The 23,927-nt window shown below is 63.6% G+C and carries 25 protein-coding genes and 1 tRNA gene; 13 read left to right on the forward strand and 13 right to left on the reverse strand.

The window, feature by feature from the left end; genetic code table 11:
* Positions 1 to 14: 14 nt before the first annotated feature.
* The 7 genes from leuB to argC all read right to left on the reverse strand — a co-directional run bounded on the left by leuB (position 15) and on the right by argC (position 5,033).
* Positions 15 to 1,115, reverse strand: coding sequence for a 3-isopropylmalate dehydrogenase (gene leuB / locus VE26_RS13650; RefSeq protein ID WP_046105741.1), 1,101 nt, complete (start codon positions 1,113 to 1,115; stop codon positions 15 to 17).
* 81 nt (positions 1,116 to 1,196) lie between these two features.
* Positions 1,197 to 1,835 carry a CPBP family intramembrane glutamic endopeptidase gene (locus VE26_RS13655; protein ID WP_046105742.1) on the reverse strand — a complete coding sequence of 213 codons (639 nt, stop codon included), beginning with the start codon at positions 1,833 to 1,835 and terminating at the stop codon, positions 1,197 to 1,199.
* A gap of 12 nt (positions 1,836 to 1,847) precedes the next feature.
* Positions 1,848 to 2,243, reverse strand: a complete 396-nt coding sequence (locus tag VE26_RS13660; RefSeq protein WP_046105743.1) for a RidA family protein — start codon at positions 2,241 to 2,243, stop codon at positions 1,848 to 1,850.
* A gap of 11 nt (positions 2,244 to 2,254) precedes the next feature.
* Entirely contained in the window at positions 2,255 to 2,860 is a 606-nt protein-coding gene (leuD, locus tag VE26_RS13665) for a 3-isopropylmalate dehydratase small subunit (protein WP_046105744.1), read from the reverse strand.
* A 262-nt stretch (positions 2,861 to 3,122) separates the two neighbouring features.
* Positions 3,123 to 3,623 carry a YcxB family protein gene (locus VE26_RS13670; protein ID WP_084620477.1) on the reverse strand — a complete coding sequence of 167 codons (501 nt, stop codon included), beginning with the start codon at positions 3,621 to 3,623 and terminating at the stop codon, positions 3,123 to 3,125.
* A 52-nt stretch (positions 3,624 to 3,675) separates the two neighbouring features.
* Positions 3,676 to 4,035, reverse strand: coding sequence for a SecDF P1 head subdomain-containing protein (locus VE26_RS13675; protein ID WP_046105746.1), 360 nt, complete (start codon positions 4,033 to 4,035; stop codon positions 3,676 to 3,678).
* A 44-nt stretch (positions 4,036 to 4,079) separates the two neighbouring features.
* Positions 4,080 to 5,033 (reverse strand): N-acetyl-gamma-glutamyl-phosphate reductase, encoded by a 954-nt coding sequence (gene argC, locus VE26_RS13680; protein ID WP_046105747.1) that lies wholly within the window; start codon positions 5,031 to 5,033, stop codon positions 4,080 to 4,082.
* 135 nt (positions 5,034 to 5,168) lie between these two features.
* Between argC and deoD the strand changes: the two genes are divergently transcribed.
* Both deoD and VE26_RS13690 read left to right on the forward strand, forming a co-directional pair.
* Positions 5,169 to 5,885 (forward strand): purine-nucleoside phosphorylase, encoded by a 717-nt coding sequence (gene deoD, locus VE26_RS13685; RefSeq protein ID WP_046106365.1) that lies wholly within the window; start codon positions 5,169 to 5,171, stop codon positions 5,883 to 5,885.
* Positions 5,886 to 6,248, forward strand: coding sequence for a DUF1304 domain-containing protein (locus tag VE26_RS13690; protein WP_046105748.1), 363 nt, complete (start codon positions 5,886 to 5,888; stop codon positions 6,246 to 6,248).
* Between the two features lie 93 nt (positions 6,249 to 6,341).
* On the opposite strand, the gene VE26_RS13695 is transcribed toward VE26_RS13690, so the two are convergent.
* A complete protein-coding gene (locus tag VE26_RS13695) occupies positions 6,342 to 7,730 on the reverse strand; it encodes a M20/M25/M40 family metallo-hydrolase (RefSeq protein WP_046106366.1) in 1,389 nt (462 codons plus the stop codon).
* Between the two features lie 148 nt (positions 7,731 to 7,878).
* Between VE26_RS13695 and VE26_RS13700 the strand changes: the two genes are divergently transcribed.
* The 5 genes from VE26_RS13700 to VE26_RS13715 all read left to right on the forward strand — a co-directional run bounded on the left by VE26_RS13700 (position 7,879) and on the right by VE26_RS13715 (position 13,537).
* Entirely contained in the window at positions 7,879 to 8,649 is a 771-nt protein-coding gene (locus tag VE26_RS13700; protein WP_046106367.1) for a FadR/GntR family transcriptional regulator, read from the forward strand.
* A 153-nt stretch (positions 8,650 to 8,802) separates the two neighbouring features.
* Positions 8,803 to 10,401: an OpgD/OpgG family glucan biosynthesis protein gene (locus VE26_RS13705; RefSeq protein ID WP_046105749.1), complete on the forward strand. Its 1,599-nt coding sequence runs from the start codon at positions 8,803 to 8,805 to the stop codon at positions 10,399 to 10,401.
* Positions 10,398 to 10,535 carry a hypothetical protein gene (locus VE26_RS18115; protein WP_160297852.1) on the forward strand — a complete coding sequence of 46 codons (138 nt, stop codon included), beginning with the start codon at positions 10,398 to 10,400 and terminating at the stop codon, positions 10,533 to 10,535. The genes VE26_RS13705 and VE26_RS18115 overlap by 4 nt, the downstream gene beginning before the upstream one ends.
* A 13-nt stretch (positions 10,536 to 10,548) precedes the next feature.
* Complete coding sequence (gene mdoH, locus VE26_RS13710; protein WP_046105750.1) at positions 10,549 to 12,315, forward strand: glucans biosynthesis glucosyltransferase MdoH; 1,767 nt, start codon at positions 10,549 to 10,551, stop codon at positions 12,313 to 12,315.
* Entirely contained in the window at positions 12,302 to 13,537 is a 1,236-nt protein-coding gene (locus tag VE26_RS13715) for an OpgC family protein (RefSeq protein ID WP_084620481.1), read from the forward strand. Before mdoH ends, VE26_RS13715 begins: the two co-directional genes overlap by 14 nt.
* A 19-nt stretch (positions 13,538 to 13,556) precedes the next feature.
* Here VE26_RS13715 and VE26_RS13720 read toward each other — a convergent pair.
* Both VE26_RS13720 and VE26_RS13725 read right to left on the reverse strand, forming a co-directional pair.
* Positions 13,557 to 13,632 (reverse strand) — tRNA-Ala (locus tag VE26_RS13720).
* 52 nt (positions 13,633 to 13,684) lie between these two features.
* Entirely contained in the window at positions 13,685 to 14,701 is a 1,017-nt protein-coding gene (locus VE26_RS13725) for an NAD-dependent epimerase/dehydratase family protein (protein ID WP_046106369.1), read from the reverse strand.
* Positions 14,702 to 14,896: 195 nt separating this feature from the next.
* Here VE26_RS13725 and VE26_RS13730 point away from each other — a divergent pair, with 195 nt between their 5' ends.
* The 3 genes from VE26_RS13730 to VE26_RS13740 all read left to right on the forward strand — a co-directional run bounded on the left by VE26_RS13730 (position 14,897) and on the right by VE26_RS13740 (position 17,412).
* The gene (locus tag VE26_RS13730; RefSeq protein WP_046105751.1) at positions 14,897 to 16,252 is read left to right on the forward strand and encodes a hypothetical protein; all 1,356 of its coding nucleotides are present in this window, start codon (positions 14,897 to 14,899) and stop codon (positions 16,250 to 16,252) included.
* Positions 16,249 to 17,064 carry a COG3904 family protein gene (locus VE26_RS13735; protein WP_046105752.1) on the forward strand — a complete coding sequence of 272 codons (816 nt, stop codon included), beginning with the start codon at positions 16,249 to 16,251 and terminating at the stop codon, positions 17,062 to 17,064. The genes VE26_RS13730 and VE26_RS13735 overlap by 4 nt, the downstream gene beginning before the upstream one ends.
* 69 nt (positions 17,065 to 17,133) lie before the next feature.
* Positions 17,134 to 17,412, forward strand: a complete 279-nt coding sequence (locus VE26_RS13740) for a hypothetical protein (protein ID WP_046105753.1) — start codon at positions 17,134 to 17,136, stop codon at positions 17,410 to 17,412.
* On the opposite strand, the gene VE26_RS13745 is transcribed toward VE26_RS13740, so the two are convergent.
* Both VE26_RS13745 and VE26_RS13750 read right to left on the reverse strand, forming a co-directional pair.
* Positions 17,409 to 18,602: a GGDEF domain-containing protein gene (locus VE26_RS13745; RefSeq protein ID WP_046105754.1), complete on the reverse strand. Its 1,194-nt coding sequence runs from the start codon at positions 18,600 to 18,602 to the stop codon at positions 17,409 to 17,411. The genes VE26_RS13740 and VE26_RS13745 overlap by 4 nt on opposite strands.
* Before the next feature lie 58 nt (positions 18,603 to 18,660).
* Positions 18,661 to 19,683 (reverse strand): LLM class flavin-dependent oxidoreductase, encoded by a 1,023-nt coding sequence (locus tag VE26_RS13750; RefSeq protein ID WP_046105755.1) that lies wholly within the window; start codon positions 19,681 to 19,683, stop codon positions 18,661 to 18,663.
* A 139-nt stretch (positions 19,684 to 19,822) separates the two neighbouring features.
* Between VE26_RS13750 and VE26_RS17235 the strand changes: the two genes are divergently transcribed.
* Positions 19,823 to 20,410, forward strand: coding sequence for an acyloxyacyl hydrolase (locus tag VE26_RS17235; protein WP_160297853.1), 588 nt, complete (start codon positions 19,823 to 19,825; stop codon positions 20,408 to 20,410).
* Here VE26_RS17235 and VE26_RS13760 read toward each other — a convergent pair.
* Positions 20,407 to 21,597 (reverse strand): BaiN/RdsA family NAD(P)/FAD-dependent oxidoreductase, encoded by a 1,191-nt coding sequence (locus tag VE26_RS13760; RefSeq protein WP_046105756.1) that lies wholly within the window; start codon positions 21,595 to 21,597, stop codon positions 20,407 to 20,409. The genes VE26_RS17235 and VE26_RS13760 overlap by 4 nt on opposite strands.
* Before the next feature lie 313 nt (positions 21,598 to 21,910).
* On the opposite strand from VE26_RS13760, the gene VE26_RS13765 reads away from it, so the two are divergent.
* Together VE26_RS13765 and VE26_RS13770 are read left to right on the forward strand one after the other, a co-directional pair.
* Positions 21,911 to 22,951: an aspartate-semialdehyde dehydrogenase gene (locus VE26_RS13765; RefSeq protein WP_046105757.1), complete on the forward strand. Its 1,041-nt coding sequence runs from the start codon at positions 21,911 to 21,913 to the stop codon at positions 22,949 to 22,951.
* Between the two features lie 62 nt (positions 22,952 to 23,013).
* Complete coding sequence (locus VE26_RS13770; RefSeq protein ID WP_046105758.1) at positions 23,014 to 23,895, forward strand: EamA family transporter; 882 nt, start codon at positions 23,014 to 23,016, stop codon at positions 23,893 to 23,895.
* Positions 23,896 to 23,927 lie beyond the last annotated feature (32 nt).

The raw sequence follows: 23,927 nt of genomic DNA on the forward strand, positions 1-23,927 counted from the left end.
CGCCAGGGCCTGGCTTACTGCTTGAGCTTGGCCAGGATCGCGGCGCCCATCTCTTCGGTGCCGATGGTCTTGCGATTGTCCTGGGCAATGTCGGCGGTGCGCAGGCCGTCGCTCAGCACGGCGGAAATAGCGCCTTCGAGCTTGTTGGCCAGCTCGATCATGTTGAACGAATAGCGCAGGGCCATGGCAACCGAAGCGATCATGGCGATGGGATTGGCAATGCCTTGGCCGGCAATGTCCGGGGCCGAGCCATGGACGGGCTCGTAGAAGGCCTTGCGCTTGCCGGTGACCGGATCGGGTGCGCCCAGCGAGGCCGAGGGGAGCATGCCCAGCGAACCGGTCAGCATCGCCGCGACGTCCGAGAGGATGTCGCCGAAGAGATTGTCGGTGACCATGACGTCGAACTGCTTGGGCGTGCGCACCAGCTGCATGGCGGCATTGTCGGCCAGAATGTGATGCAGCTCAACATCGGAATAATCCTTGCCGACAGTCTTGACCACTTCGTCCCAGAGCACGCCGGACTTCATGACGTTCTTCTTGTCGGCCGAATGCACCTTGCCCGAACGCGTGCGGGCCAGATCGAAGGCGACGCGGGCGATGCGGTCGATCTCGTAGGTTTCGTAGACCTGGGTGTCGATGGCGCGCTTCTGGCCATCGCCGAGATCGGTAATGGTCTTGGGTTCACCGAAATAGACGCCGCCGGTCAGCTCGCGCACGATGAGGATGTCGAGCCCCTCGACCAGTTCGCGCTTGAGCGAGGAGGCATCGGCCAGGGCCGGATAGCAGATGGCGGGCCGCAGATTGGCAAACACCGCCAGTTCCTTGCGGAGCCGCAGCAGGGCGGCTTCCGGGCGGTGCTCATAGGGCACGTTGTCCCATTTGGGTCCGCCCACGGCCCCGAAGATCACCGCATCGGCAGCCTTGGCCTTGGCGACGTCCTCGTCGGTGATGGCCACGCCATGGGCATCGTAAGCCGCGCCGCCGGCAAGGCCCGTATCGGTCGAGAAATCGGTCAGCCCCTCGGCATTGGTCCAGGCAATGAGCTTTTCCACCTCGACCATGATCTCGGTGCCGATGCCGTCGCCGGGCAGAAGGAAAAGGGAATGGGTGGCCATGATGGGAAAACTCCTCGCCGTACTGGTGGGTACACCTGGCCGCGCACATAGCGGAATTTTACCCGCCAAGGCAAGGCGGGTTCAAACGAATCCGTTCCTGTCGAGCAGCAGCCAGAAGGCGAAGATATTGGTCAGGGCATGGGCCATGCTGACATAAAAGACCGAGCCGGTGCGCCAGGCGATCCAGTTCCAGAACAGCCCCAGCACGGCGGCGCCGCCGAGAAGGGCAGGCCAGTCGCCCTCGAAGGTGACGCCGACACTCAACGCCAGCGGCACGTGCCAGGCGGTGAAGAGAACCCAGCCCAGCCAGAAGCCGAGGCGTGGTCGATTGCGGAACGTGCCGATAAAGCCGCCGCGCCAGGCCATTTCCTCGAGCGGGCCGTTGATGACGGCCAGGAGGATGGCCAGCCACATGCCGCCGCTGGTAAGGAAATTGGTATTGGGGGCAAAGGCGATGACGGCCACGATCCCGACCTGGGCGAGGAGAAGCGGCACCAGCCACCAGTCGCGCCAGGGCAGTTTTTCGGAGAAGAGGCCGCCTTCGTTGGCGGGCAGGGCATGCCAGCCGATGACTGGCAGGCAGAAAAACAGCCAGTAGAACGTCAGCGCAAAGAGATAGCCTGCCCGCGGATCCCAGCTGGTCAGCGCCGGCACGAGCCAGAGCAGCGCCCCGATTAGGAGCGCCGCATGCGCGACCAGCGCGATCTGCTTTCGGTTCATCGCCCGAAGGGTTCAGGAATGGCTGGTGGCAGCGCCGATGCGGGCGGTGACTTCGATCTCGATCTTCATACCCTCCTCGATCATCTGCACGATCAGCATGGAGGCGGCAGGGCGGATGTCCTTGAACACCGGACCGACAGCGGCGACGACCTCGTCGACGAGGCTGCGATCGCCGACATAATAGACGACGCGGACGGTGTCCTGGAGCGAGGAGCCGGCTTCGCGCAGGGCCTTGTCGATGGTGGCCAGCGCGTTCCGCGCCTGCTCGCCCACGCTCTCGGGCATGGTCATGGAGGCATAATCATAGCCGGTCGTACCCGAGACATAGACACTGTCCTCGTGGCGCACGGCGCGGGAATAGCCGAAGGTGGCTTCAAACGGGGAGCCGGTCGAGACGCGCTGAACCATTTTTAATGACCTCAGAGCCAGGGGCGTTCGGCCGCCATCTTGCCCTCGAAGGCGGAGATGGACGGGTCGGACTTGAGCGTACCGGCAATGTCGTCGAGGCCCTCGAGCAGGATCTGCTTGCGGGACGGGTCGATGTCGAAATGCAGTTCCCCGCCATCGGGACCGCGAATGGTCTGGGCCTCGAGATCGATCGAGAGCGTGGCATTGGCCCCGCGCTCGGCATCGTCGAGCAAAAGCTTGAGCTGCTCGGGCGACACCACGATGGGCAGGATGCCGTTCTTGAAGCAATTGTTGTAGAAAATGTCGGCAAAGCTGGTGGAGATCACGCAGCGCACGCCGAAATCGAGCAGCGCCCAGGGAGCGTGTTCACGGCTGGACCCACAACCGAAATTGTCACCGGCGATGATCACCTGCGCCTGCCGGTAGGCGGGCTTGTTGAGCACGAAGTCAGGGTTCTCCGAGCCATCCTCGTTATAGCGCATTTCCGAAAAGAGGGCAGTGCCCAGGCCCGTGCGCTTGATGGTCTTGAGGTATTGCTTGGGGATGATCATGTCGGTGTCGATATTGATGATCGGCAGGGGCGCCGCGACACCGGTCAGAGTGGTGAACTTATCCATGGGTTTGGGGACCTCGCTGTTGCATGCGTCATCGCGCGAAAACGGGCTTTCGGTCAAGGCCAAACCGTACCGAAGCGTACGGTTGGCGAGACGCTGCGGATCGACCGCGGTTGCACCGACGTCGTGATTTGGGAGTCTTTCATCTGGAGACCATCGAACCGATGGCCCGTGAGGGCAAGGAAATCCTGGATTGCCCGGCAGCGTTGTCAAACGGGCCTGCCTGTAATGTTCACGCGGTACAGTGTTCGTACGCGTCGCGATGCTAAAGCCGCTTCAGGCCGGATCGCTCAAGATCAGCAAAGAGTCGCTCGGCCTGTTCGTCACTCAGGGCGCGCCGCGGCAGCATCTGAAAGAAGACCGGCGACTGCATGAAGAGTATTATCCTGGCGTCGGCGCTCCAGCCATAAAAGTCGTTCCAGCTCGTAGTGCCTGACACCTCTCCGCTTGAAGCCGAATAGCCCCGATCGCTCCAAGCGGCCTGAACTGGATAATGCAGGGACTTCTGATGCCGATAGATCCGACGCGCCTGATAAGGCAGCAGGACAAAATACTGCAACAGCGGCAGGCAGGCCAATGCGATCATGGCGCCAGCTGCAGCGCTGGTGACCAGCGCATCAAAGGCCGTGACGACCATAGCCACAACGCACACCAATAACAGCCCTGACAATGCCAATTTAGGTGTTCGACTACGCGCCCAGTACCGCCTCATATGCAGGCGTAACGCGCTCAAATAATCCTCAGAGGAAATTGTGAAATTGACCATCAGGCTCTTGAAATAAAAACATTATTTATAGAATAAAAATAGACGGAAATTTCTACTCTATTTCAGAAACCCAAATAATTCTTTTCCCTGCCACAAGAGAACTTGCGACCTCCTGTGCCCCATCCGATTTATAGGCCAGCTGAATTTTCCCGCCATATATCGGCTCGTTGATTTTCGGCTCGAGAATGATTTCGTCGTCGATATAAATCGCTATCCTTGCGCCAACATTCTGACTGGTGAAGTCGGCAAACGCAATTTGGCTGACCTCATCGAGGTCGATCTCGAGGATCGTGGTCCGCGTCTGAGGGTCGTAAACCGGGGATGCGTCCTGGACCGTCAGTTCGAGACGTTGAGCATGGGCAGATGAACCCAAGAAAAAGAACAGTGCAATCGAGGTGAGAATGGTGCGCACATTGTGCTCCTCAAGCTCTACTGTGATCGGCGTCCCGCGGCCCCTCAGCCCCCAAGGCTCTCGCGCGGATCGACGCCGAGCATGATGTTGAGGTTCTGGACGGCCGCGCCCGAGGCGCCCTTGCCCAGATTGTCGTAGACCGCCGCGATCACCGCTTGATTGGTCTGGTCATTGGCAAAGACATGCAGAGTCAACGTGTTGGTGCCGTTATGCGCCTGGGGATCGAGGGACGCGGTCTTGCCCAGCGCCGGATCATAGGGAGCAACGCGCACGAAGCTGTTGGGGATTGAGGCATAGAAATCGGCGAGCACGGCATGAAGCTGCTGGCCGGTGGGGATATCGGCGACCATGTCGAGATGGAGCGGCAGGGACGTATTCATGCCCTGGGCGAAATTGCCGACCACCGGTTCGAAGAGCGGCGGGCGATTGAGATGGGCGTAAAGCTGCATTTCGGGCAGGTGCTTGTGCTGGAAGGTCAGCCCATAGGGCATGAACTGGCTCGCGCCGGCGCCGGCCGCTTCGTAGTCTTCCATCATCTGCCGACCACCGCCGGAATAGCCGGAAATGCCATGATAGGAGAGCGGATAATCGCCGGGCACGATGCGCGCCTCGACCAGCGGGCGAAGACCGGCAATCAGGCCCTGCGGCCAGCAGCCAGGATTGGAGACATAGCGCGCCTGAGCGATTTCGTCGGTCTGGGCGGCATCCATTTCGGCAAAACCATAGGTCCAGTTCTCGTCGACCCGGTGAGCGGTCGAGGCATCGATGACGCGCGTGCTGTCGTTCTCGATCAGCCGCACGCTCTCCCTGGCCGCCTCGTCCGGCAGGCAGAGGATGGCGACATCGGCGGCATTGAGCAGGCGCTTGCGCTCATCGAGATCCTTGCGCTTGTCATGGTCGATGGAGATGACTTCGAGGTCGCGCCGACCGGCCAGACGGTCGCGGATCTGCAGACCCGTGGTACCGGCTTCGCCATCGATAAAAATCTTTGCGACCATAAGCGTTTCTCCTTGGCTGGCCGGGGGTAAATGAGGCCGGGGCGGCCCCGCGTCAAGCGCTTGTCGCACCGATCCTTGTGTTTACCCGGCCCGGGTGGCAATCATTTGACCAAAACAAGTATCGAGGAAAAGCCCATGACCACCCCGCACAACCACGCCAAGCCAGGTGATTACGCCGAAGCCGTTCTGTTGCCGGGCGACCCGCTGCGGGCCAAGTGGATTGCGGAGACCTTTTTCGAGGCGCCCAGACTGGTCAATTCGGTGCGCAATTGCCTCGGCTATACCGGCACCTGGAAAGGCAAGCCGGTTTCGGTCCAGGCCTCGGGCATGGGTCAGCCATCGCTGGGCATTTATGTGCATGAACTGATCAATGCCTTCGGTGCCAAGACACTGATCCGCGTCGGCACCTGCGGCGGCCTCAATGCCAAGGTAAAGGTGCGCGACGTGATCCTGGCGCAGGGCGCAACGACGGATTCGGCCATCGTCAAGGACCGGTTCGGACCCTATAATTATGCGCCCATCGCCGATTTCGGCCTGTTGCGCTCCGCTGCCGACAAGGCCGATGCCAAGGGCCTCAAATTCCACGCCGGCAACATGCTCTCATCGGACATCTTCTATCACCGCGAGCCGGGTCTCGAGGGCTATAATACCCTGCCCCAGCATGGCGTGATCGGCGTCGAAATGGAGGCGGCGGCCCTCTATACGCTGGCGGCGCGGTTCGGGGTCAAGGCACTGACGATCTGCACCATGACCGATTGCCTGATCACCCATGAGGAAATCAGCGCCGAAGACCGGCAGACCTCGCTGGTGGATATGGTGGAACTGGCGCTCGACGTGGCCGTGGAGGCGTAAATGGCAAGTGTCGCGCTGATATTGGTGGGGCTCGTGGCCGCCCTGCACATCTATATCATGCTGCTCGAAGTGCTGTGGTGGGATAGCCCGCGCGGGCACAAGGCCTTCGGGCTGACGCCGGACTTTGCGCAACAGACCAAGGTGCTGGCGATCAACCAGGGCGTCTATAACGGGTTTCTGGCGGCAGGCCTGATCTGGGGGCTGCTGCAGCCCGACCCGGCTTTCGCCTGGCAGATCCAGATGTTCTTCCTTGCCTGCGTGGCCGTGGCGGGCATCGTGGGCGCGGTGACCTCGAGCCGGAAGATCCTGTTCATCCAGACCGTGCCGGCGGTGATCGCGATCATCGCCGTATGGCTGGTTTAGCCCAGGGTCTCCTGGCTCTCCGTCATTTGTGGTGACACCGCCTGGACCAAAGGGACAGGAACGGTGGCACCGATCGATCTCGTGGCATTGGCGCTATTGCGCCAGCGCACCCAAGACCCGGACCCAGCTGCGGATGCCGCGGTGGAAGCTTTCGAGGTCGTATTTCTCGTTGGGCGAGTGGATCTGGTCGTCCACATGGGCAAACCCGATGAGGAGCGTGTCGAGGCCCAGGATCGACTTGAACTCGCCGACCACGGGGATCGAGCCGCCCGAGCCGGTGATGACCGCCTGCTTGCCCCATTCGTCGGTGAGACCCGAGAGGGCCTGGCGCAGGAAGTCGCCATCGGCCGGGACGGTGATGGCGGGCGAACCGCCATGGGGGGTGAACTTCACGCTGACGTCGGGCGGCAACATGGCTTCGACATGGGCCCGGAAGGCGGCGCGGATCTTGGCCGGGTCCTGACCCGACACCAGGCGGAAGGAAATCTTGGCGCTGGCGCGAGCCGGAATGACGGTCTTGAACCCATCCCCGGTATAGCCCCCGATCATGCCATTGATCTCGCAGGTCGGACGCGCCCAGAGCTGTTCGAGCACCGAGCGGGACTGTTCGCCAGCGGGCTGGGAGAGATCGACGGCGCCCAAAAAGGCCTTTTCGTCAAAGCCGAGACCGGCCCATTGGGCTTTGAGCTCAGGCGAAATCTCGGCCACGTCGTCGTAGAAGCCCGGCAGCGTCACCGAGCCATCGGGCGCGCGGAGACTGGCGATGATCTCGGCGAGCAGCTGGTTGGGATTGCGCGCCGCATTGCCGAACATGCCCGAATGAAGGTCCTTGTCGGCGGCGATGATCTCGATCTCGTCGGCGACGAGACCCCGGAGCATGGTGGTGATGGAGGGCGTCTGGCGGTCCCACATGTCGGTGTCGCAGACCAGGGCGATGTCGGCCTTCAGCTCGTCGGCATTCTCCTTCATGAAGGGCGGCAGGTTCTTGCCACCCGATTCCTCCTCGCCTTCGAGCATCAGCGAGACGCGAATGGGCAAGGCGCCGGTGGCGGCCTTCCAGGCGCGGCAGGCCTCGATGAACGTCAGCATCTGGCCTTTGTCGTCGGACGCGCCACGGGCGACGATGATCTTGCGACCGTCCTTTTCCACGATCTGCGGCTCGAACGGATCGGTGTGCCAGAGATGGAGCGGATCGACGGGCTGCACGTCGTAATGGGCATAGAACAGGACATGCGGGCCGGCCTGGTGCGGGCCATGGGCCACGACCACCGGATGGCCCGGCGTGGGGCGCGCGGCGGCGTCGAAGCCGAGGCCCTGGAGCTCGGTGGCGATCCAGTCGGCAGCCTTCCGGCAATCGGCGGCATAGGCAGGATCGGTGGAGATCGACTTGATGCGCAACAGCGCGAACAGTCGCTCGAGGCTGGCATCGAGCCCGGTATCGACCTGGGACAGAACATTGTCGATGGTGTCGGGGCTGCTCATTCTCGCTTCATCCTTCTTGCATGCGCCATAATCGGCGCGCACCATGCTTGCCCGGCCTGCCGCTGTCCAGCTTCCTGCAGGCTGCACTTATTGTCATACTTATCCCCCTGTGCTTAAGGTCGTCCGCAAACACGAAGGAGACGGCGAGATGGACAGGTCCGGTGGACGCGCACGCCATTCGGGCGACCTGATTGCCACGCTCTCGGGCCGCAGTCCGGCGCGCAACCTGCATTCGGACGTCCTGTGGGAGCTGGGCTATGCCATCGTTTCCTCGCAGTATCCGCAAGGCTCGATCCTGCCACCCGACAGCGAATTGCTCGAACGGTTCGGCGTGTCGCGCACGGTGCTGCGCGAAGCGCTCAAGACGCTGGCTGCCAAGGGCCTGATCGAAGCCCGGGCGCGCATCGGCACCAGGGTGCTGCCGCGCGAACGCTGGAACCTCTTTGACGCGGACGTTCTGGCCTGGCATTTCGAGCTTGGGCCGGACATCACCTTCCTGCGCAGCCTCGCCGAAGTGCGCATCGGTATCGAGATCGAGGCGGCCGCCCTCGCTGCCGAACGCGCCAGCCCCGACCAGGTGGAGCAATTGCTCGACTGGGTCGAGCATATGGCCCAGGCCGAGACCCCGGCCGATTTTGCGCGCTTCGACCTGCAGTTCCACCGGGTGCTGGCCGAGGCCTCCGGCAATCCGTTCATGGCCTCGATCAGCGCGCTGGTGGAAATGGCGCTGACCGCCGCCTTCACCATCTCCTCCCCGGTCAACGATCCTGCCGCCCTGGCGGTGACGGTGGGCGTGCACCGGCGCATCGCGGAGGCAATAAGCAGCCGCAATCCCGTGGCCGCCCGTGCCGCCATGCGCGACGCGATTTCGCAGGGTTTTGACCGCGCCGCCGGCCGGATGGAAGCAGCGCCGCGCTGAGCGGAGGCGCACAGCGCCTCATTGCCGACAAACATGACACTCATAGCACCGCCCCATGTGTGGGGCGCATGCCTGTCATGCAACAACTTTTTGATCTAGGCGACGTTGCCCGTTTGGCCAAGAACGGGTCGACTTCAGTACACGGGTACCAATGTGACGCGTCCGCAATACAGCCTGCCCAATCGCCGTACGGTCCTGGCAGGCCTTGGATTCACCCTCTTTCTGGCGACCACGACATCCCTGAGCCGGCCAATCCTGGCCCAGCAGGCCGATGGCTTTGCCTTCGATTTCGACAGCTTCAGCGAGCGTCTCAAGCTGCTGGCGGCCGAGCCGCACGCGCCCCTAACGGTCGAGATTCCACAAGCGTTCCAGAACCTCGATTACGACGCCTACCGGCTGATCCAGTATCGCGGGGAGGCCAGCAAGTGGGCCGATAATCCCGGCGCCTATCGGTTGCAGGCCTTCCACCTGGGCTGGCTCTATACCGAGCCGGTCAAGGTATTCGAAATCGAGGCGGGCACAGCCCGGAGCCTCGATTTCGCCGCCGCCGATTTTGACTACCACAACAATACCGTCGGCGAAGCGGCTGCAGCCGTGCCGTTCCCCGGCATTGCCGGCCTGCGGGTGAACTATCCGCTCAACAGGGCCGATGCGCTCGACGAACTGGTGTCCTTCCTGGGCGCCAGCTATTTCCGCGCCCTGGGCCGTGACAACATCTACGGCGCCAGCGCCCGCGGCCTCTTGCTCAATTCCTGGATCGACATTCCCGAGGAATTTCCACGCTTTTCCGAATTCTACGTCGAAAAGCCGACCGCGGCAGACGCCCCGCTCGTGGTCTATGCCGCGCTCGAAAGCCCCAGCGTCACGGGCGCCTATCGCTTCGTGATCACCCCGGCCGGCGAGGCGCAGCAGGAAAGCGTCATGGACGTTACCGCCCGGCTGTTTTTCCGCACCGACATCAAGGAAATCGGGATTGCCCCGCTGACCTCGATGTTCCTCTATGCCGAGGCCAATCGCGGCGGCTTCGACGATTATCGCCCGCAGGTGCATGACAGCAACGGCCTTCTGGTCGAGCGAGAAAGTGGGGAAGTGCTCTGGCGCGCGCTCAATAACAGTGCCTGGCTGGGCAATTCCTATCTGGCCGAAACCAATCCCAAGGCCTTTGGCCTTTATCAGCGCGGCCGCGATTTCGAGACCTACCAGGATGCCGGCGCCCATTATGAGCGCCGCCCCTCGGTGCGCATCGAGCCGCTCGAGCCCTGGGGTCAGGGCATGGTGCGGTTGATCGAAATTCCTGCAAGGCTGGAAGCCGACGACAATATCGTGGCGTTCTGGATACCCGCCGAACCGGCGAAGGCCGGCGAAGACCGTGAATATCGCTATCGGGTGATCTGGGGCGATCTGGACCCCGACGCCAGTGCGCCCATGGCCCATGTGGCCGAAACCCGGGCCGGGGTCGGCGGTGTCTCGGGCGTCGAGAATGAAGCCAGCCTGCGCAAGTTCGTGGTGGACTTCAAGGGCGGCGAGCTCGAAACCCTTCCGGCCGGAACCCCGATCGACGTTCTGGCGACCGTTGGCGGCGGCGTGATGCGCAACAGCGTGCTGTCGCGCGTCGATGCCAATGGCGCCTGGCGACTGGTCATGGACGTCGAAACCGAGGATGGCGCCACCCTCGAGCTCAAGGCCTATCTGGTCGGCCTGGGCCGCAAGCTTACTGAAACCTGGCTCTATCAATGGAGGCCCGCCGCATGAAACATGCTGCCGATTTCCCCATCGAGGCCGGGCTGCCCTATGCCCCGCTTCACATGCCCAAGCAGCAATTGGAACCCAGGCGTTCGCTGATGCAGGCCATCCGCGCCACGCTCTGGCCCTTTGCGGATCGCTGACCGGCGCCCATTGATGGTCCGGCCGGCCCTCCTTCGCTGCCTTGCCCTCGTCACCGCCCTCGGCCTCAGCCTGGCGGGGACCTGGCTGTTTCTTGTCTTTACCGGCGAAACCGGGCTCAATCTTCTCGACCTCCTGCGTTGCGCCCTCGTGGCCATCACCGGCTTCTGGCTGGTCTGGGGCAGCCTCGCGGCCGTGCTCGGGGTTCTGGCGCCCGATCCTCGTCCCGCGCACGCTGACCGCCCCCTCACCGCGCGCACCGCGATCCTCGTGCCGATCTACAATGAGGACCCCGTGGCCACTTTTTCGCGCGTCGCGGCCATGAACCGGAGCCTCGTCGATCTCGGCCAGGCCGAGCATTTCCACTTCGCCGTGCTGTCCGATACCCAGGCCGTGGACATCGCTGCCGAGGAAGTCGTGCAGTTCCAGCGCCTCTTGCAGGAGCCGCAGAGCGAGGGGCGCATGTTCTATCGTCGGCGCGAACGCAATCTGGGCCGCAAGGCCGGCAATATCGAGGATTTCGTCTGCCGTTCGGGCGGCGCCTATGAATTCGCGCTGATCCTGGATGCCGACAGCCTGATGGAAGGGCAGACCATCGTGGCCATGGCCCGTCGGCTGGAGGCCGATCCAGAACTGGGGCTGCTCCAGACCGTGCCGCACATCATCCATGCGCGCACCCTGTTCGGCCGCTCGATCCAGTTCGCCGCCGCCTATCTGTCCCCCACCTTTGCACGGGGCGCCGCATTGATGCAGGGGGGCGAAGGTCCCTATTGGGGGCACAATGCCATGGTGCGCATGCGCGCCTTCGCGGCCAGCTGCGGCCTGCCCGAGCTCTCCGGGACACCGCCCTTTGGCGGGCATATCCTCAGCCACGACTATGTCGAGGCGGCGCTGCTGTCGCGGGCGGGCTGGAAGGTCGAGGTCGATCCCGGCCTCAAGGGCTCCTATGAGGAAGCACCGGACAACCTGATCGAATATGCCAAGCGCGACCGCCGCTGGTGCCAGGGCAATCTCCAGCACGGACGGCTGCTCGCTGCGCCCGGCCTCAAGGCCTGGAGCCGCTTCACCTTCATCCAGGGCATCATGGCCTATCTGGCCTCGCCGCTCTGGCTGCTGCTGCTTGCAGCCAGCCTTGCCGGAGCCCTGCTGCCCAATTTGCCCTCGACCCTGCCCGGTTTGGGGCCCGCGCCGATCCCTGTCTGGGTATTGGGCCTGGGCGTCGCCGCCATCCTGATCGTGCCCAAGCTGATGATCCTCGTTCGCGGGCTTTTCGACGGGCAAAATCGCCGCTTCGGCGGTACGCCCCTGGCTTTGCTCTCAGTGCTGGGGGAAATCGTGCTGTCGACATTGCTGGCGCCCACCATGCTCTTGCTGCAGAGCCGCTCGGTCGCCCAGGTGCTCCTGCGGCTCGATGGTGGCTGGCCGCCGACCCAGCGCGGACAAACCCTGGTGCCGCTGCGCGATGCCTGGCGCGCCAGCTGGTGGATCATGGCCATAGCCGGGCTGGCGCTGGGCTTCACGCTCGCCGCGGCACCAAGCGCCGCCCTCTGGCTGGCGCCCGCGACCGTGCCGGCCCTGGCCGCGCCGCTCCTGATCTGGTGGACGTCCCGGCCGAGCCGGCGCGCCCTGCCGCTGCTCTTCCGCACACAAATGGAACGCGCGCCCTCTCCCGTGATCGTCGAGCAGGAAGCGATCCTCAACGCCTGGTCATGCCCCAATTCTTCCCGTGAAGGCCGGCCCGCTCCGGCCATGTCGAGGGCCTCCAGCCATGTCGTTGCATGACACCGCGCCGCGTTCGGCGTCTCATGCCAGCTGGCGCGGCGTGCGCGCCGCACTGGTTCCGGACCTGAGCAGGCCCACCGAAGGTCTCGCCGGACGCGATCCGCGGCTCGACATGTTTCGGGGCCTAGCCCTGGTGATGATCTTCATCAACCATGTGCCGGGCACGATCTACGAAACGCTCACCAACCGCAATTTCGGCTTTTCGGACTCGGCCGAAGCCTTCGTCTTCATGTCGGGCATGGCCGCCGGACTGGCCTATTCCGGCGCCTTCCGCGGCGGCAGCCTCTGGAGCGCGATCATGCGCATCTGGGCCCGGGCGCGGCAGCTTTATCTGGTGCACATCACCATCACCATGCTGTGCCTGGCCATCTTCGCCGCCGCGGCGCTGTGGTTCGACATGCCCGTGGTGCTGCTCAAGAACAATGTCGAGCCGGTCATTCGCTATCCGCTGCAATCGCTGATCGGCATTCCGCTGCTCACCCATCAGCTGGGCTATCTCAACATACTGCCGCTCTATACGGTGCTGTTGCTGGCAACCCCACTATTCATCCTGGTGGGCCTGCGCCGGCCCTGGCTTGCCCTGGCTCTCTCAGTAGCGCTTTGGGTGCTGGCCGGGCAATTCCGCCTCAACCTGCCCAATTTTCCCAATGCCGGCGGCTGGTTTTTCAATCCCTTTTCCTGGCAGGTCCTGTTCGTGATCGGCCTGCTCTCGGGCATGGCGATGAAGCGCGGCACCACCTTCATTCCCTACAAGGGCTGGCTTTACGGGCTCGCGGCCGGCTTCGTCGTCCTCGTGCTGCTCTGGGTAAAAATCCCCGAACTGGGTGCGGCGGGGCGCGCGGTGCTTGCGGCCATGGCCAATGCCGGCGCGCCCTTCTACATCACTTGGTTCGATAAGACGTTCGTGGCCTTGCCCCGCCTGCTTCATGCCCTCGCGCTGTTCTATGTGCTGGGACACATGCCGCTGATGCTGAGCCTGGCGGGCTCGCGCTGGGCAGCGCCGCTGCGCGCCATGGGCCGGCAGGGCCTTGCCGTCTTCGCCTCGGGCACGGTGATCAGCATATTGCTCCAGGTGGTCAAGACCCCGCGCCAGCCTGACCCGCTGTTCGACGGACTGATCCTGGCCGCTGGTCTCTTGGTGCTTCTGGGCCTGGCCATGGTGCTCAACTTCACCGCCGCCCAGCGCACCAGATCCGCGACCGCCCGATCTGCCCAGGCCTGAAACCAAAAGCGGAATTATTTGGTGGAGCTGAGCGGGATCGAACCGCTGGCCTCGTCATTGCGAACGACGCGCTCTCCCAACTGAGCTACAGCCCCACTATGCTCGAAATAGCAAGCGGCATAAGGCTTTTCAAGGGCGCGGCGGCGGCTAGACCAGGCCTTGGGCGACAAGACTCTCGGCCGTGTCGAGGATCGAGCGCTCGAGCGGGATGAAATCGCGGCCGAGCAACGCCTTGGTCGGGCTGGAATCGAGGCGCTTGGCATAATCGAGCTCGTCGACATTGCCGCGCACATCGCTGTCGAAGAGGGCATAGAGACGGACCGCCCAGTTGGGCAGCCCGAAGCGGGGCACTTTGTGGTTCGGATAATGGTCGCGCAGCAGCCGCGCCACATCCCCGAAATAAGTGACTTCCGCGCCCATGGGAAAACGGTGTCCTCCGGCCTCCGGATGGGTCATCGCCGCCACATGGGCCTCAGCCACGTCGCGCACATCGATGCCAGTGATGGGAATGCGCGGGGCAGCGGGCACCGAGCCATCGAGGAGGCGCTTGACCAGCAGGGCGGACGTGCCCGGATCGGCATCGAGTAGCGGGCCGAAAATGGCGCCAGGGTTGATGCAGGCGAGATCGTCTTGGCGACCGGCCGCGCCCATGATGTCCCAAGCACGGCGCTCGGCGCGGGTCTTGGATTCGATATAGGCATTGACCGGGCGGCCATGGAGGTCAGTCCAGTCCTGGGCGGTGAAGGCCGGGCTTTCCACCTTGGCATGGCCATAGGCGATAGCAGCCATGGAGGAGGTGACGACTACCCGTTCGACGCCGCCGGCAAGCGCGGCCCCAAGCGCTCGCTCCGTGCCCGCCACGGCCGGTCCCACCATGTCGGCGCGATCCTTGGGCATCTGGAGAAAGAACGGGGAAGCGGTGTGCTGGAGGTAGCGCACGCCCTCCATGGCCTGCGCCCAGCCGGCATCGCTGGTGAGATCGAGGGCAACGAAATCGAGCGGCGTGGTATCGGCGCCGGCGCGCGCCAGCGTCGCGCGGACCGCGTCGGCCTTGTCCAGACTGCGCAGGCTGCCGCGTACGGCGTAACCCGCCTTGAGCAAGTGCACCGCAATGTGACCAGCCAGATAGCCCGAAATCCCCGTGAGCAGAACCCGATCCGACATGTCCGCCTCCATTCAAAAATGTACCCTATAGAGGATAATCGTCCAAAGGTGGACTTTGCGCCTCATGCGCGCCGCCTTCACGCAGAAATCATCGCCGCCCGATTAACCCTGACCCATTCTGCCCACTTCCTGCCGGCTTGCCCGTGTTAACGTCCGCTTAAGGCCGATCGGGCCGCAACGCTTTCGGGACCCCAGATGCAGCTCAAGCCGAATGCCCTTCGCCTGCACGAGACCGTGCGCTCCGTGGAAACCATGAGCCGCTTCGCGCTGGCGGTGCTGGCGCTGGCCTCAGGTGTCTATACCTATCTGGGCGTGCGCGGGCTGCTCGACGGTTCGGCCAGCTTCGTTTTCTTTGCGGCCATCATCTATTCGGTCGCTGTCTCGGTGGCGATCTACGCCTTCTGGACCTACATGATGCGGTTCATTCCGCTGGTGGTGAGCGGAGTGCAGCGCATCGGCCTCTTCTTCACCATGGCCATCGGCTGCTGCATGATCATCGCCATGAGCTCCTGGCTCAATGCGGCAGCGCTCGCCGGATCGGCGGCGCTCGAGCAGCACATGGCCGTGACGCTGCAGGGCTATGCGGAAGATCTCGACAATGCCCACGCCCGTGCCCTGTCGACGCAGAGCCTTTTGCCGGACGTGGAACGGGCGGCCGCCCGCTTTTCCGCGCTTGCCCAGGATGAGCGCGAAAGCGGCGCGCTGACCGGCACGCAGGGGGCCGGCAGCGTGGTGCAGCTGCTCAGCCAGATGAGTGCGCAGATGACGCAATTGGCCGCGACCATTACCGGGTCGCGCACCGAGGTCGCGGGGCTGTTCGAACAGGGCTCGGCGCGGCTGGCCACGATGCGCGAACTGGTTTCCACCCCCGGATCGATCGAGCCGCGGGCCGATGCCTTCCAGGCCGAGGCGGTGCAGCTTTCCGCCATCATCGCCGCCCTGCAGCAGACCGATGTCGCCGCCTCGGTCCGGCGCGCCGCCACCGATCTGACTGCCGGCTTCATCGCTCCGGTGGCCGATGGCCGCTCCGCCGACCTCGCCAACCGGCAGGACCAGGTGATGGAAACGGTGCGTGCTTCGGTCGCCGCGCAATCGACCGCACTGACCCTGGCGGCCGACGAAATCCTTGCCCAGCCGACGATCGAGCAGCGTCGTTTCGTGCCGCTGTCCAATGCCGAGGCGGTGCTGCGCTATTGGAGCGATTTCATCCCCTCTTGGGCCGGGGCCATCTCGATTGACCTGCTGCCCGTGGTGCTGGTGCTCACACTGATGGTGGTGAACGACGCCATGCGCCGCGATGCCCAGACGCTCGAGGAAGCCGAGACGATCACCGCCGCCGAAATGCTACGCGCCGTGGCGCTTTATAAGCGCATGGAGACCGAGGCTGCCGCTGGGGATCCGACGGCGATGCCTGGCGCCGTGGAGACGCCAACCCGAACGGTTACAGCAGCGCCGGCACCGGCGCCCGATGCCGAACCGGTCGAGGAAGGCATCGTCACCCCCATCGACAGTGCGCAACGCAAGCGCGGCGACGGACCGCGCCCGGCATGACGGGCCAATCCGATGCCCCGGTGGCGCCGGGGCGAAGTGGCCTTGCCGGCACGATCCGCGCGCGGCTCGAGCGGATCGAGGACGGCGCGATTATCCGTTTTGCCTTCTTTGCGCTGCTCGCCGGCACGATCGGCGTACTCTATGTCGATTATCGCGAACTCAACGCCAATGCGCCCCAGACGCTGACGGCGGTGCCGCAGCCTATCCTCCCACCGGCCACGACCTCCGATGGTGATGGACGGCCCCGCCCGCCCATCACCAGCAGCCCCGAACTGCTCGAATCCCCGCTGGAGATCACGCTGGGCACGGGCGGCATATTGCGGCTGACCGGTACGATCGATCCCGGAGCCTCGGCGCGCTTTGCCAGCGAAATCGAGGCGCGCGGAGAATATGTCGAAGCCGTACAGCTTGATTCTCCAGGAGGCGCTGTCGACGACGCCCTTGCCATCGGTCGGCTGATCCGGGAAAAGCAATTGTCGACGCGCGTCGAGGATGGCGGGCTCTGCGCCTCGTCATGCCCGATCATTTTTGCCTCCGGCGTGCAGCGCATGGCTGGCCGGCAAGCCGCCATCGGCGTGCACCAGATCTATGCGGCGGCCCTTGGGGGCAACAGCGTCGACGCGCTGAGCGTTGCCGGCGTCGCCATGGCCGACGCGCAGTCGATTACGGCGGAGATTACCCGTCATCTGAGCCTTTCCGGTGTCGATCCGGCCCTTTGGCTGCACGCGCTCGAAACTCCGCCCGACCGGCTCTATTATTTCGATGCTGGAGAGATGGAGACGCTTAACCTCGTCACAGACTGGCTGCCATAAAAGTGAGTGTTAAGCCTCGGAACCGAAGCGAATAGCCATCGTTGCGCGTTAAAGCGCGAGGAGGAAACGATGACCCAGGCTCACATGCTGGTCCGGCATAAGGACATTCGCAATTGGGTTTCAGACCGTAACGGCAGCCCCGCGATCGCGCGGATCCGAAACCGATTTGGCGAGGAACGGTCTCAACTCAAGCTTCGCTTTGCCCGCCAGGCGGCGAGCGAGGGGGAAGAGGCCTTGAGCCCCTGCTCCTGGTCGGCATGGCTGGCCGAACTCGATCGCCAGCAGCTGGCACTGCGGATCGAACCCGATGGCGCCTGCGATCTCGTGTCCCGGCAAACCATGAACTAGGCGGAACGTCGTCCGATAAAGAAGGGGCGCGGGCTGTCGTCGCGAAACAAGGCGACCCGATTGCGGCCGAGCGCCTTGGCCTGGTAGAGCGCGGTGTCGGCACGGCGCATGACCTCGCTTAGCGTATCGCCGGGTCGAAGAGCCGCAAGTCCGAAGGCCGCAGTAATGGGCTCCACGAGATCGAAAGCGCGAGGAGACAGCGCCGCAAAAGCGCTGCGCGCGGTCTCGGCGTAGAGCTTGCCGGTCATGAGGTTAGCCCCGGGGATGAAGACGGCAAATTCCTCCCCCCCTATGCGGCCGATGACGCTGCGCGGCTCGGCTATATCGCGCAGGATCGCGGCAAAGGCGGCGATTACCCGGTCACCCACCGCATGGCCATAGGTATCGTTGATCGCTTTGAAATGATCGATGTCGGCCATGATCATGACCGCCGGTACCCCGGCGCGCGCGGCACGCAACAGAGCCGCATCGCCATGCTCCACGAAGCCCCGACGGTTGAGGACCTGCGAGAGGGGGTCGGTCTCCGAGCGCGCAGTCATATCGGCCATCATGTCGCGCACCATGACGAGCAGCATGACCAGACCATTGCTGATCAGCAGAATGGCTCCGATCGATTGCGACAAAGCCGCATAGGTCGAGGTGAGGTAGTCCTGCGGAGCGCTGCCCGAGCCGATAAGCGCGGCAAGGGCCGGCTTGCCGAGAAAATGCAGGCCTGACACGGCCAGCAACGCCAGAAGCGTTATGTCCAGCGGGCGCCAGCGCCGGTGCCCGAGCAACACTGCCACGCCGATAGCCTGCACCAGCGTATAGGGCATTTGATAGAGAAAACCGCGCACCAGGCTTTGGCGCGGCATGTCGAGAATGGCGATATTGACCAGGATCGAGAGGACCACGACGAGGCCAAGAACGGCCAACGGCCGGCGCCGTTCGTAATGGTCGGCGAGCCCGATGACGCAGGCCACCAAAGCGAGGAGGAAGCTGGTGAAGATGGCCATGCTGACCAGCCGATGATCCTGCTGGAACGGCAGGAAGAACTCGAACAGCGGCGACATCATGCCGGTTGCATAGCCCAGGGCGAGCCACACTGCTCCCCGGGAGGAGCGGTGATAGACGGCAACGATCGCGAAGGCCGTGGCGAAAAGGCCGGCGACAAAAAGATTGATGGCCAGCACGAAAGCCGCGGCGCTCATTTACGACTTGGTCCTGTTGCCGGTCTCCCTATGCTAGAGCCAATGACCCAAGGAGAAGTTAATGCGCCTGCGCCCCGCGCGGCGTCACGCCCAGCGCTTCGGCCAGAAGTGCATAGGAGCGGCGACGCAGCGCGTAGGAGTGGATGGTGGTGGTTACCATTACCTCGTCCGCCTCCGCTTCGCGCGCCCGCTGGCTGATGGTCTCGGCCATCTGTTCGGGGCTGCCGACCAGCCAGAGGCTCGACTGGTGATCGATGACCTTCTGTTGCTGGGGCGTCAGCACGTGCTGGCTGGCCTTTTCCGGCGCACTCAGCTGCCTTTGCTCACCGGTCACGAAGCGGGCCCAGTTGACTGACTGGGAAATGCCCAGATAGCGCGCCTCTTCTTCGGTGGGGGCGCAGATGACCGAAAGGCAGAGAATGGTACGCGGCTCGGGAAAATGCTCGGTCGGCTGGAACGCCTTGCGATAGGCAGCGAAGGCCGGCGCCGCCGGCGTGTGGCTGAAATGGGCGGCAAAGGCATAGCCGAACCCCAGATTGCCGGCCGCCTCGGCGCTGGCGCCGGAGGAACCGAGGAGCCATTTAGGCGGCAGCGTGATGCCACCGGGAGACACCGGAACGCGCGAAAAAGGATGATCTGGCGGAAAGCCATCCTCATCGAACGCCATCAGCTCGGCGAGATAGGCGGAAAAATCCTCACCCCCGCCGCTGCGCAGGGCGCGCATGGCATAGCCGTCGCCGCCCGGCGCCCGGCCGATCCCCAGATCGATACGGCCCGGATGCAGCGCCTCGAGTGTGCGATAGGCCTCGGCGATGCGAAGCGGGGCATGGTTGAGCAGCATCACCCCGCCTGATCCGACGCGCAGGTCCCGGGTGGCGGCAGCGGCACTGCCGATCAGAATTTCAGGTACCGAGGAAGCGATGGAGGGCATGCCGTGATGCTCGGCATACCAGAGCCGCTCATAGCCCAGCCGATCCGCCTCCTGCGCCAGCAGCACGGTTTCGGCCATGGCTTCTGGCGTCGAGGTGCCTTCGGCAATGGGAGCGAGATCCTGGAGCGACAGGGCAAAGGGAGCGGACATGGGTGGACTTTCTTGCGGCGTGATTTATCGGTAAATCACGATGATTGGCGCCGAGGTCAAGGGTTGGCAGCCAATTTTATCGGTTCGCGTTGACACAAACGCGCACCGATGGCCCTATGCGCGCCAGTATGGAGTTGCGATGATGATGAGGCTTGCTGCTGTGGCGTGTGTGTGCCTGGCCGGGATAACCCCCGCGCTGGCGCAGAACCTGCTCGATCCCCATCCGCTGGCCGGCGTGGTCGACGAGCTGCGCATCGGCCTGCATGCCCATGACGTCCACCATGCCGCCCTGCCCTTTCTGGTCAGCGAGTGGGATACCAGCCGCATCGAGGACGTGAGCTTTGACGTGCTTTTTACCTCACCAGATATCGACGCTTTCCGCTGGGTCGGCGCGCCACGCCCCGAACTGGGCGCTACGGTGAGCCTGGGTGGCCGGGACAGCCTGGTCCACGCCAACCTGACCTGGCAATTGCCTGTCTTTGACACACCGTTCTACCTTGAAGCGGGATTGGGTGCTGCCATCAATGATGGGGCCCTGACCGGGGCAGCGGCGGGCCGCAAGAATTTTGGCTGCCGGGTCAACTTCTACGAACGCTGGGGTGTCGGCGCCAATCTGGGCGACAATGCCACGGCCACGCTCACCTATGAGCACACATCCAACAATGGCTGGTGCCAAGCCAATGACGGGCTTTCCAATGTCGGCCTGCGCCTGGGCTGGAAATTCTAGGCCGCCTGTCCGGCAGCCCAGCCCGACGCCCACGCCCACTGGAAATTGTAGCCCCCCAGCCAGCCGGTGACATCCACCGCCTCGCCCACGAAATAGAGCCCGGGAACGGTTCTTGCCGCCATGGTCTTGGCATCGAGGCCCTTGGTGTCGATGCCGCCCAATGTGACCTCGGCCGTCCGATAGCCTTCCGAGCCGACAGGCTTGAGCGTCCAGTGCTTGACCACGTCGGCCGCGGCCTGGAGCTTTTTGTCGGAAAGATCCCCGATCATGCCGGGCTGGTCGATGATGTCGCCCACCAATTGCGCCAGCCGCTTGGGCAGCTTGTCCCCGAGAATGGTCTGGATATGGAGCTTCGGGCTGGCCTTGCGCCCGTTGCGCAGCAGTTCGAGGGCATCCTGATTGGGTAGGAGATCGACGGCAATGGCATCGCCCTCCCGCCAATAGGAGGAAATCTGCAGGATCGAGGGCCCCGACAGGCCGCGATGGGTAAAGAGCAGCGCCTCCTCGAACCGGGTCTTGCCATGGCTGATCACGGCATTGGTGGAAACGCCGGCCAGCGGCTTGAGCTTTTCCAGCGCTCCGGGCTCGAACATCAGCGGCACGAGGGCCGGGCGGGTTTCGGTGACGCCCAGGCCAAACTGGCGGGCAATCTCATATGCAAGCCCGGTAGCGCCCATCTTGGGAATGGACTTGCCGCCCGTGGCGACCACCAGGCTCGATGCGGTGACGCGACCATCACCGATCATAACGTCGAAATTGTCGCCTTCGCGTTCGATGGAGCCGACATTGCGGCCCGTCCAGATGGCGGCGCCGGCCTGGCGCAGCTCATTGGTGAGCATGGAGACGATCTGCGTGGCCGGACCATCGCAGAACAATTGCCCAAGCGTCTTTTCATGAAAGGTAATGCCGTGCTTTTTTACCTTCTCGATGAACATGTCTGGCGTGTAGCGTGACAGAGCCGACAGCGCGAAGCGTGGGTTCTGGCTCAGGAAGCGATCACGGCCTGTGACATGAGTAGCATTCACATTGGTAAAATTGCAGCGCCCGCCGCCGGAGATACGGATCTTCTCGCCCGGATCGCGCGCATGGTCGACCACCAGTACCTTGCGGCCGCGGCGCGCAGCTTCGATGCCGGCCATCATGCCTGCCGCACCGGCTCCCAGAATGATCACGTCAAAATCGGGCATCTGCTTTCCTCTTCGTCCCGGCAGGCCTATCCGTCTCGCCAGAGCGGAGCAAGCGCATTGACTCTTTCCTATATCAGCGTATGAGAAGTCCTGCTCTTTCATAGGATGCAATTGTCGCCATGGTTTGCACCGGCCACATCGCCGCCACCGCCATTACCCGGCTCGCCGCCGGGGATGCTGCAGCCATGACTAAAACCACCAAAACCGCCTGACGCTTGTCCCCGGGCCGTCTCCCGCTGGGGAGAGGCGCCAGCAAAAAGCCGCATCCATCGGATGCGCGGGGGCGGACATGGTTAGGGACTGGAGTTCCAAAATGGGTTATCGCGTCGCTGTCGTCGGAGCCACAGGCAATGTGGGCCGCGAAGTTCTCAACATTCTGGCCGAACGCAAGTTTCCGGCCGACGAGGTCTTTGCACTGGCCTCGTCTCGCTCGATCGGCAAGGAATTGTCCTATGGCGACAAGGTGCTCAAGGCCAGGGACCTGCAGCATTTCGATTTTTCGACAGTCGATTTTGCCATCATGTCGGCCGGCGGCTCCATCTCCAGGGACTGGGCGCCCCGGATCGCCGCAGCCGGCGCCATCGTGATCGATAATTCGAGCTACTGGCGCTATCACGCGGACGTGCCGCTGGTTGTGCCGGAGGTGAACGGGCATGTGCTCGAGCGCTGGCTCGCCGACCCCAAGCGCATGGGCATCATCGCCAATCCCAATTGCTCCACGGCCCAGCTCGTCGTGGCGCTCAAGCCGCTTCACGACCTTGCCAAGATCAAGCGCGTCGTCGTCTCGACATATCAATCGGTCAGCGGCGCCGGCAAGGAAGGCGTCGACGAGCTGTGGAACCAGACCAAGGGCATCTTCGTCAACGATAGCCCGACCCCCCAGAAGTTCTCCAAGCAGATCGCCTTCAACGTCATTCCCCATATCGATGTGTTCATGGAGGACGGCTACACCAAGGAAGAGTGGAAGGTGCTGGCGGAAACCAAGAAGATCCTCGATCCCAAGATCAAGGTGACCTGCACCGCCGTACGCGTCCCGGTCTTTGTGGGCCATTCCGAGGCGGTCAATATCGAATTCGAGAACCCCATCAGCGCCGATGAGGCACGCGATGCACTGCGCGAGGCAGACGGCATTGCCGTGCTCGACAAGCGCGAGGCCGGTGGCTACGCCACGCCGGTGGAAACCGTGGGCGACTACGATACCTATGTCAGCCGTATCCGCGAGGACAATACGGTCGAAAATGGCCTTGCCCTCTGGGTGGTCTCGGACAATCTGCGCAAGGGCGCGGCGCTCAACACCATCCAGATCGCCGAAACGCTGATCGAAAAGGGTTTTGTCAGCCGCAAGGCAGCCTGATAGAGACCACGCGGCGGCCCCATGGGCCGCCGTTTCGTCTGACCCATTGAAAGGCGCAGCACATGCCGCTTCGCCACGTGCTGCTGGCCCTCCTAGTCGTTTCGATCTGGGGCTTCAATTTCGTCGTCATCAAGCTGAGCGTGGAGGCTCTGCCACCCGTTCTTTCAGCGACCCTGCGCTTCGCCGCAGCCGCTGTCCCGGCGGTGTTCTTCGTGCGCCCGCCAAAGGCCCCGTGGTGGATCGTCGTCGGCTTCGGGCTCTGCTTTGGCTTTGCCCTATACGCCTTTCTCAATCTGTCGATCGCCTGGGGCATGCCGGCGGGGCTTTCCTCCATCGTGCTGCAGACCCAGGCCTTCTTCACCATGATGATGGCGTTCCTGTTCCTGGGCGAACGCCCGAGCCGCTTCCAGGTGCTGGGAGCGCTGGTGGCCTTTGCCGGGATCGCCGTCATCGCCAGCGAACGCATCGAGGGCGCGGGATTGTTGCCCCTGTCGCTGACGCTTCTGGCGGCGCTGAGCTGGGGCCTTGCCAATGTGCTGACCAAGAAGGCGGGCCGCGTCAATGCCATTGCTTTCACTGTCTGGGGCTCGCTGGCCGCCCCTCTGCCGCTCTTTGCGCTGTCGCTGCTAACCGAAGGCTGGCCGGCAATATCGGCTGCCTTTGAAAGCTTTTCTTGGTCCGATGCCGGGCTCGTCGCCTTTCTCGCCTATCCGGCGACGCTGTTGGGCGGCGGTATCTGGAGCTGGCTGCTGGGACGGCATCCCGCGTCGGTGGTCGCGCCGTTCACCCTGCTCGTGCCCATTACCGGCCTTGCCTCGGGCTATCTGGTCCTGGGAGAGCTCATCACGACAGTCGAGATAGCCGGCGCGCTGCTGGTCATTGCCGGATTGATCGTGACGCTGCGCAAGGCCAAAAAGAGCGAACCGGCCATCCGGCTCGACTGACAGCGAAAGGGCCGCCGATGGGGCGACCCTTT

This window comes from Devosia chinhatensis, assembly GCF_000969445.1.
Classification (GTDB): Bacteria; Pseudomonadota; Alphaproteobacteria; order Rhizobiales; family Devosiaceae; genus Devosia; species Devosia chinhatensis.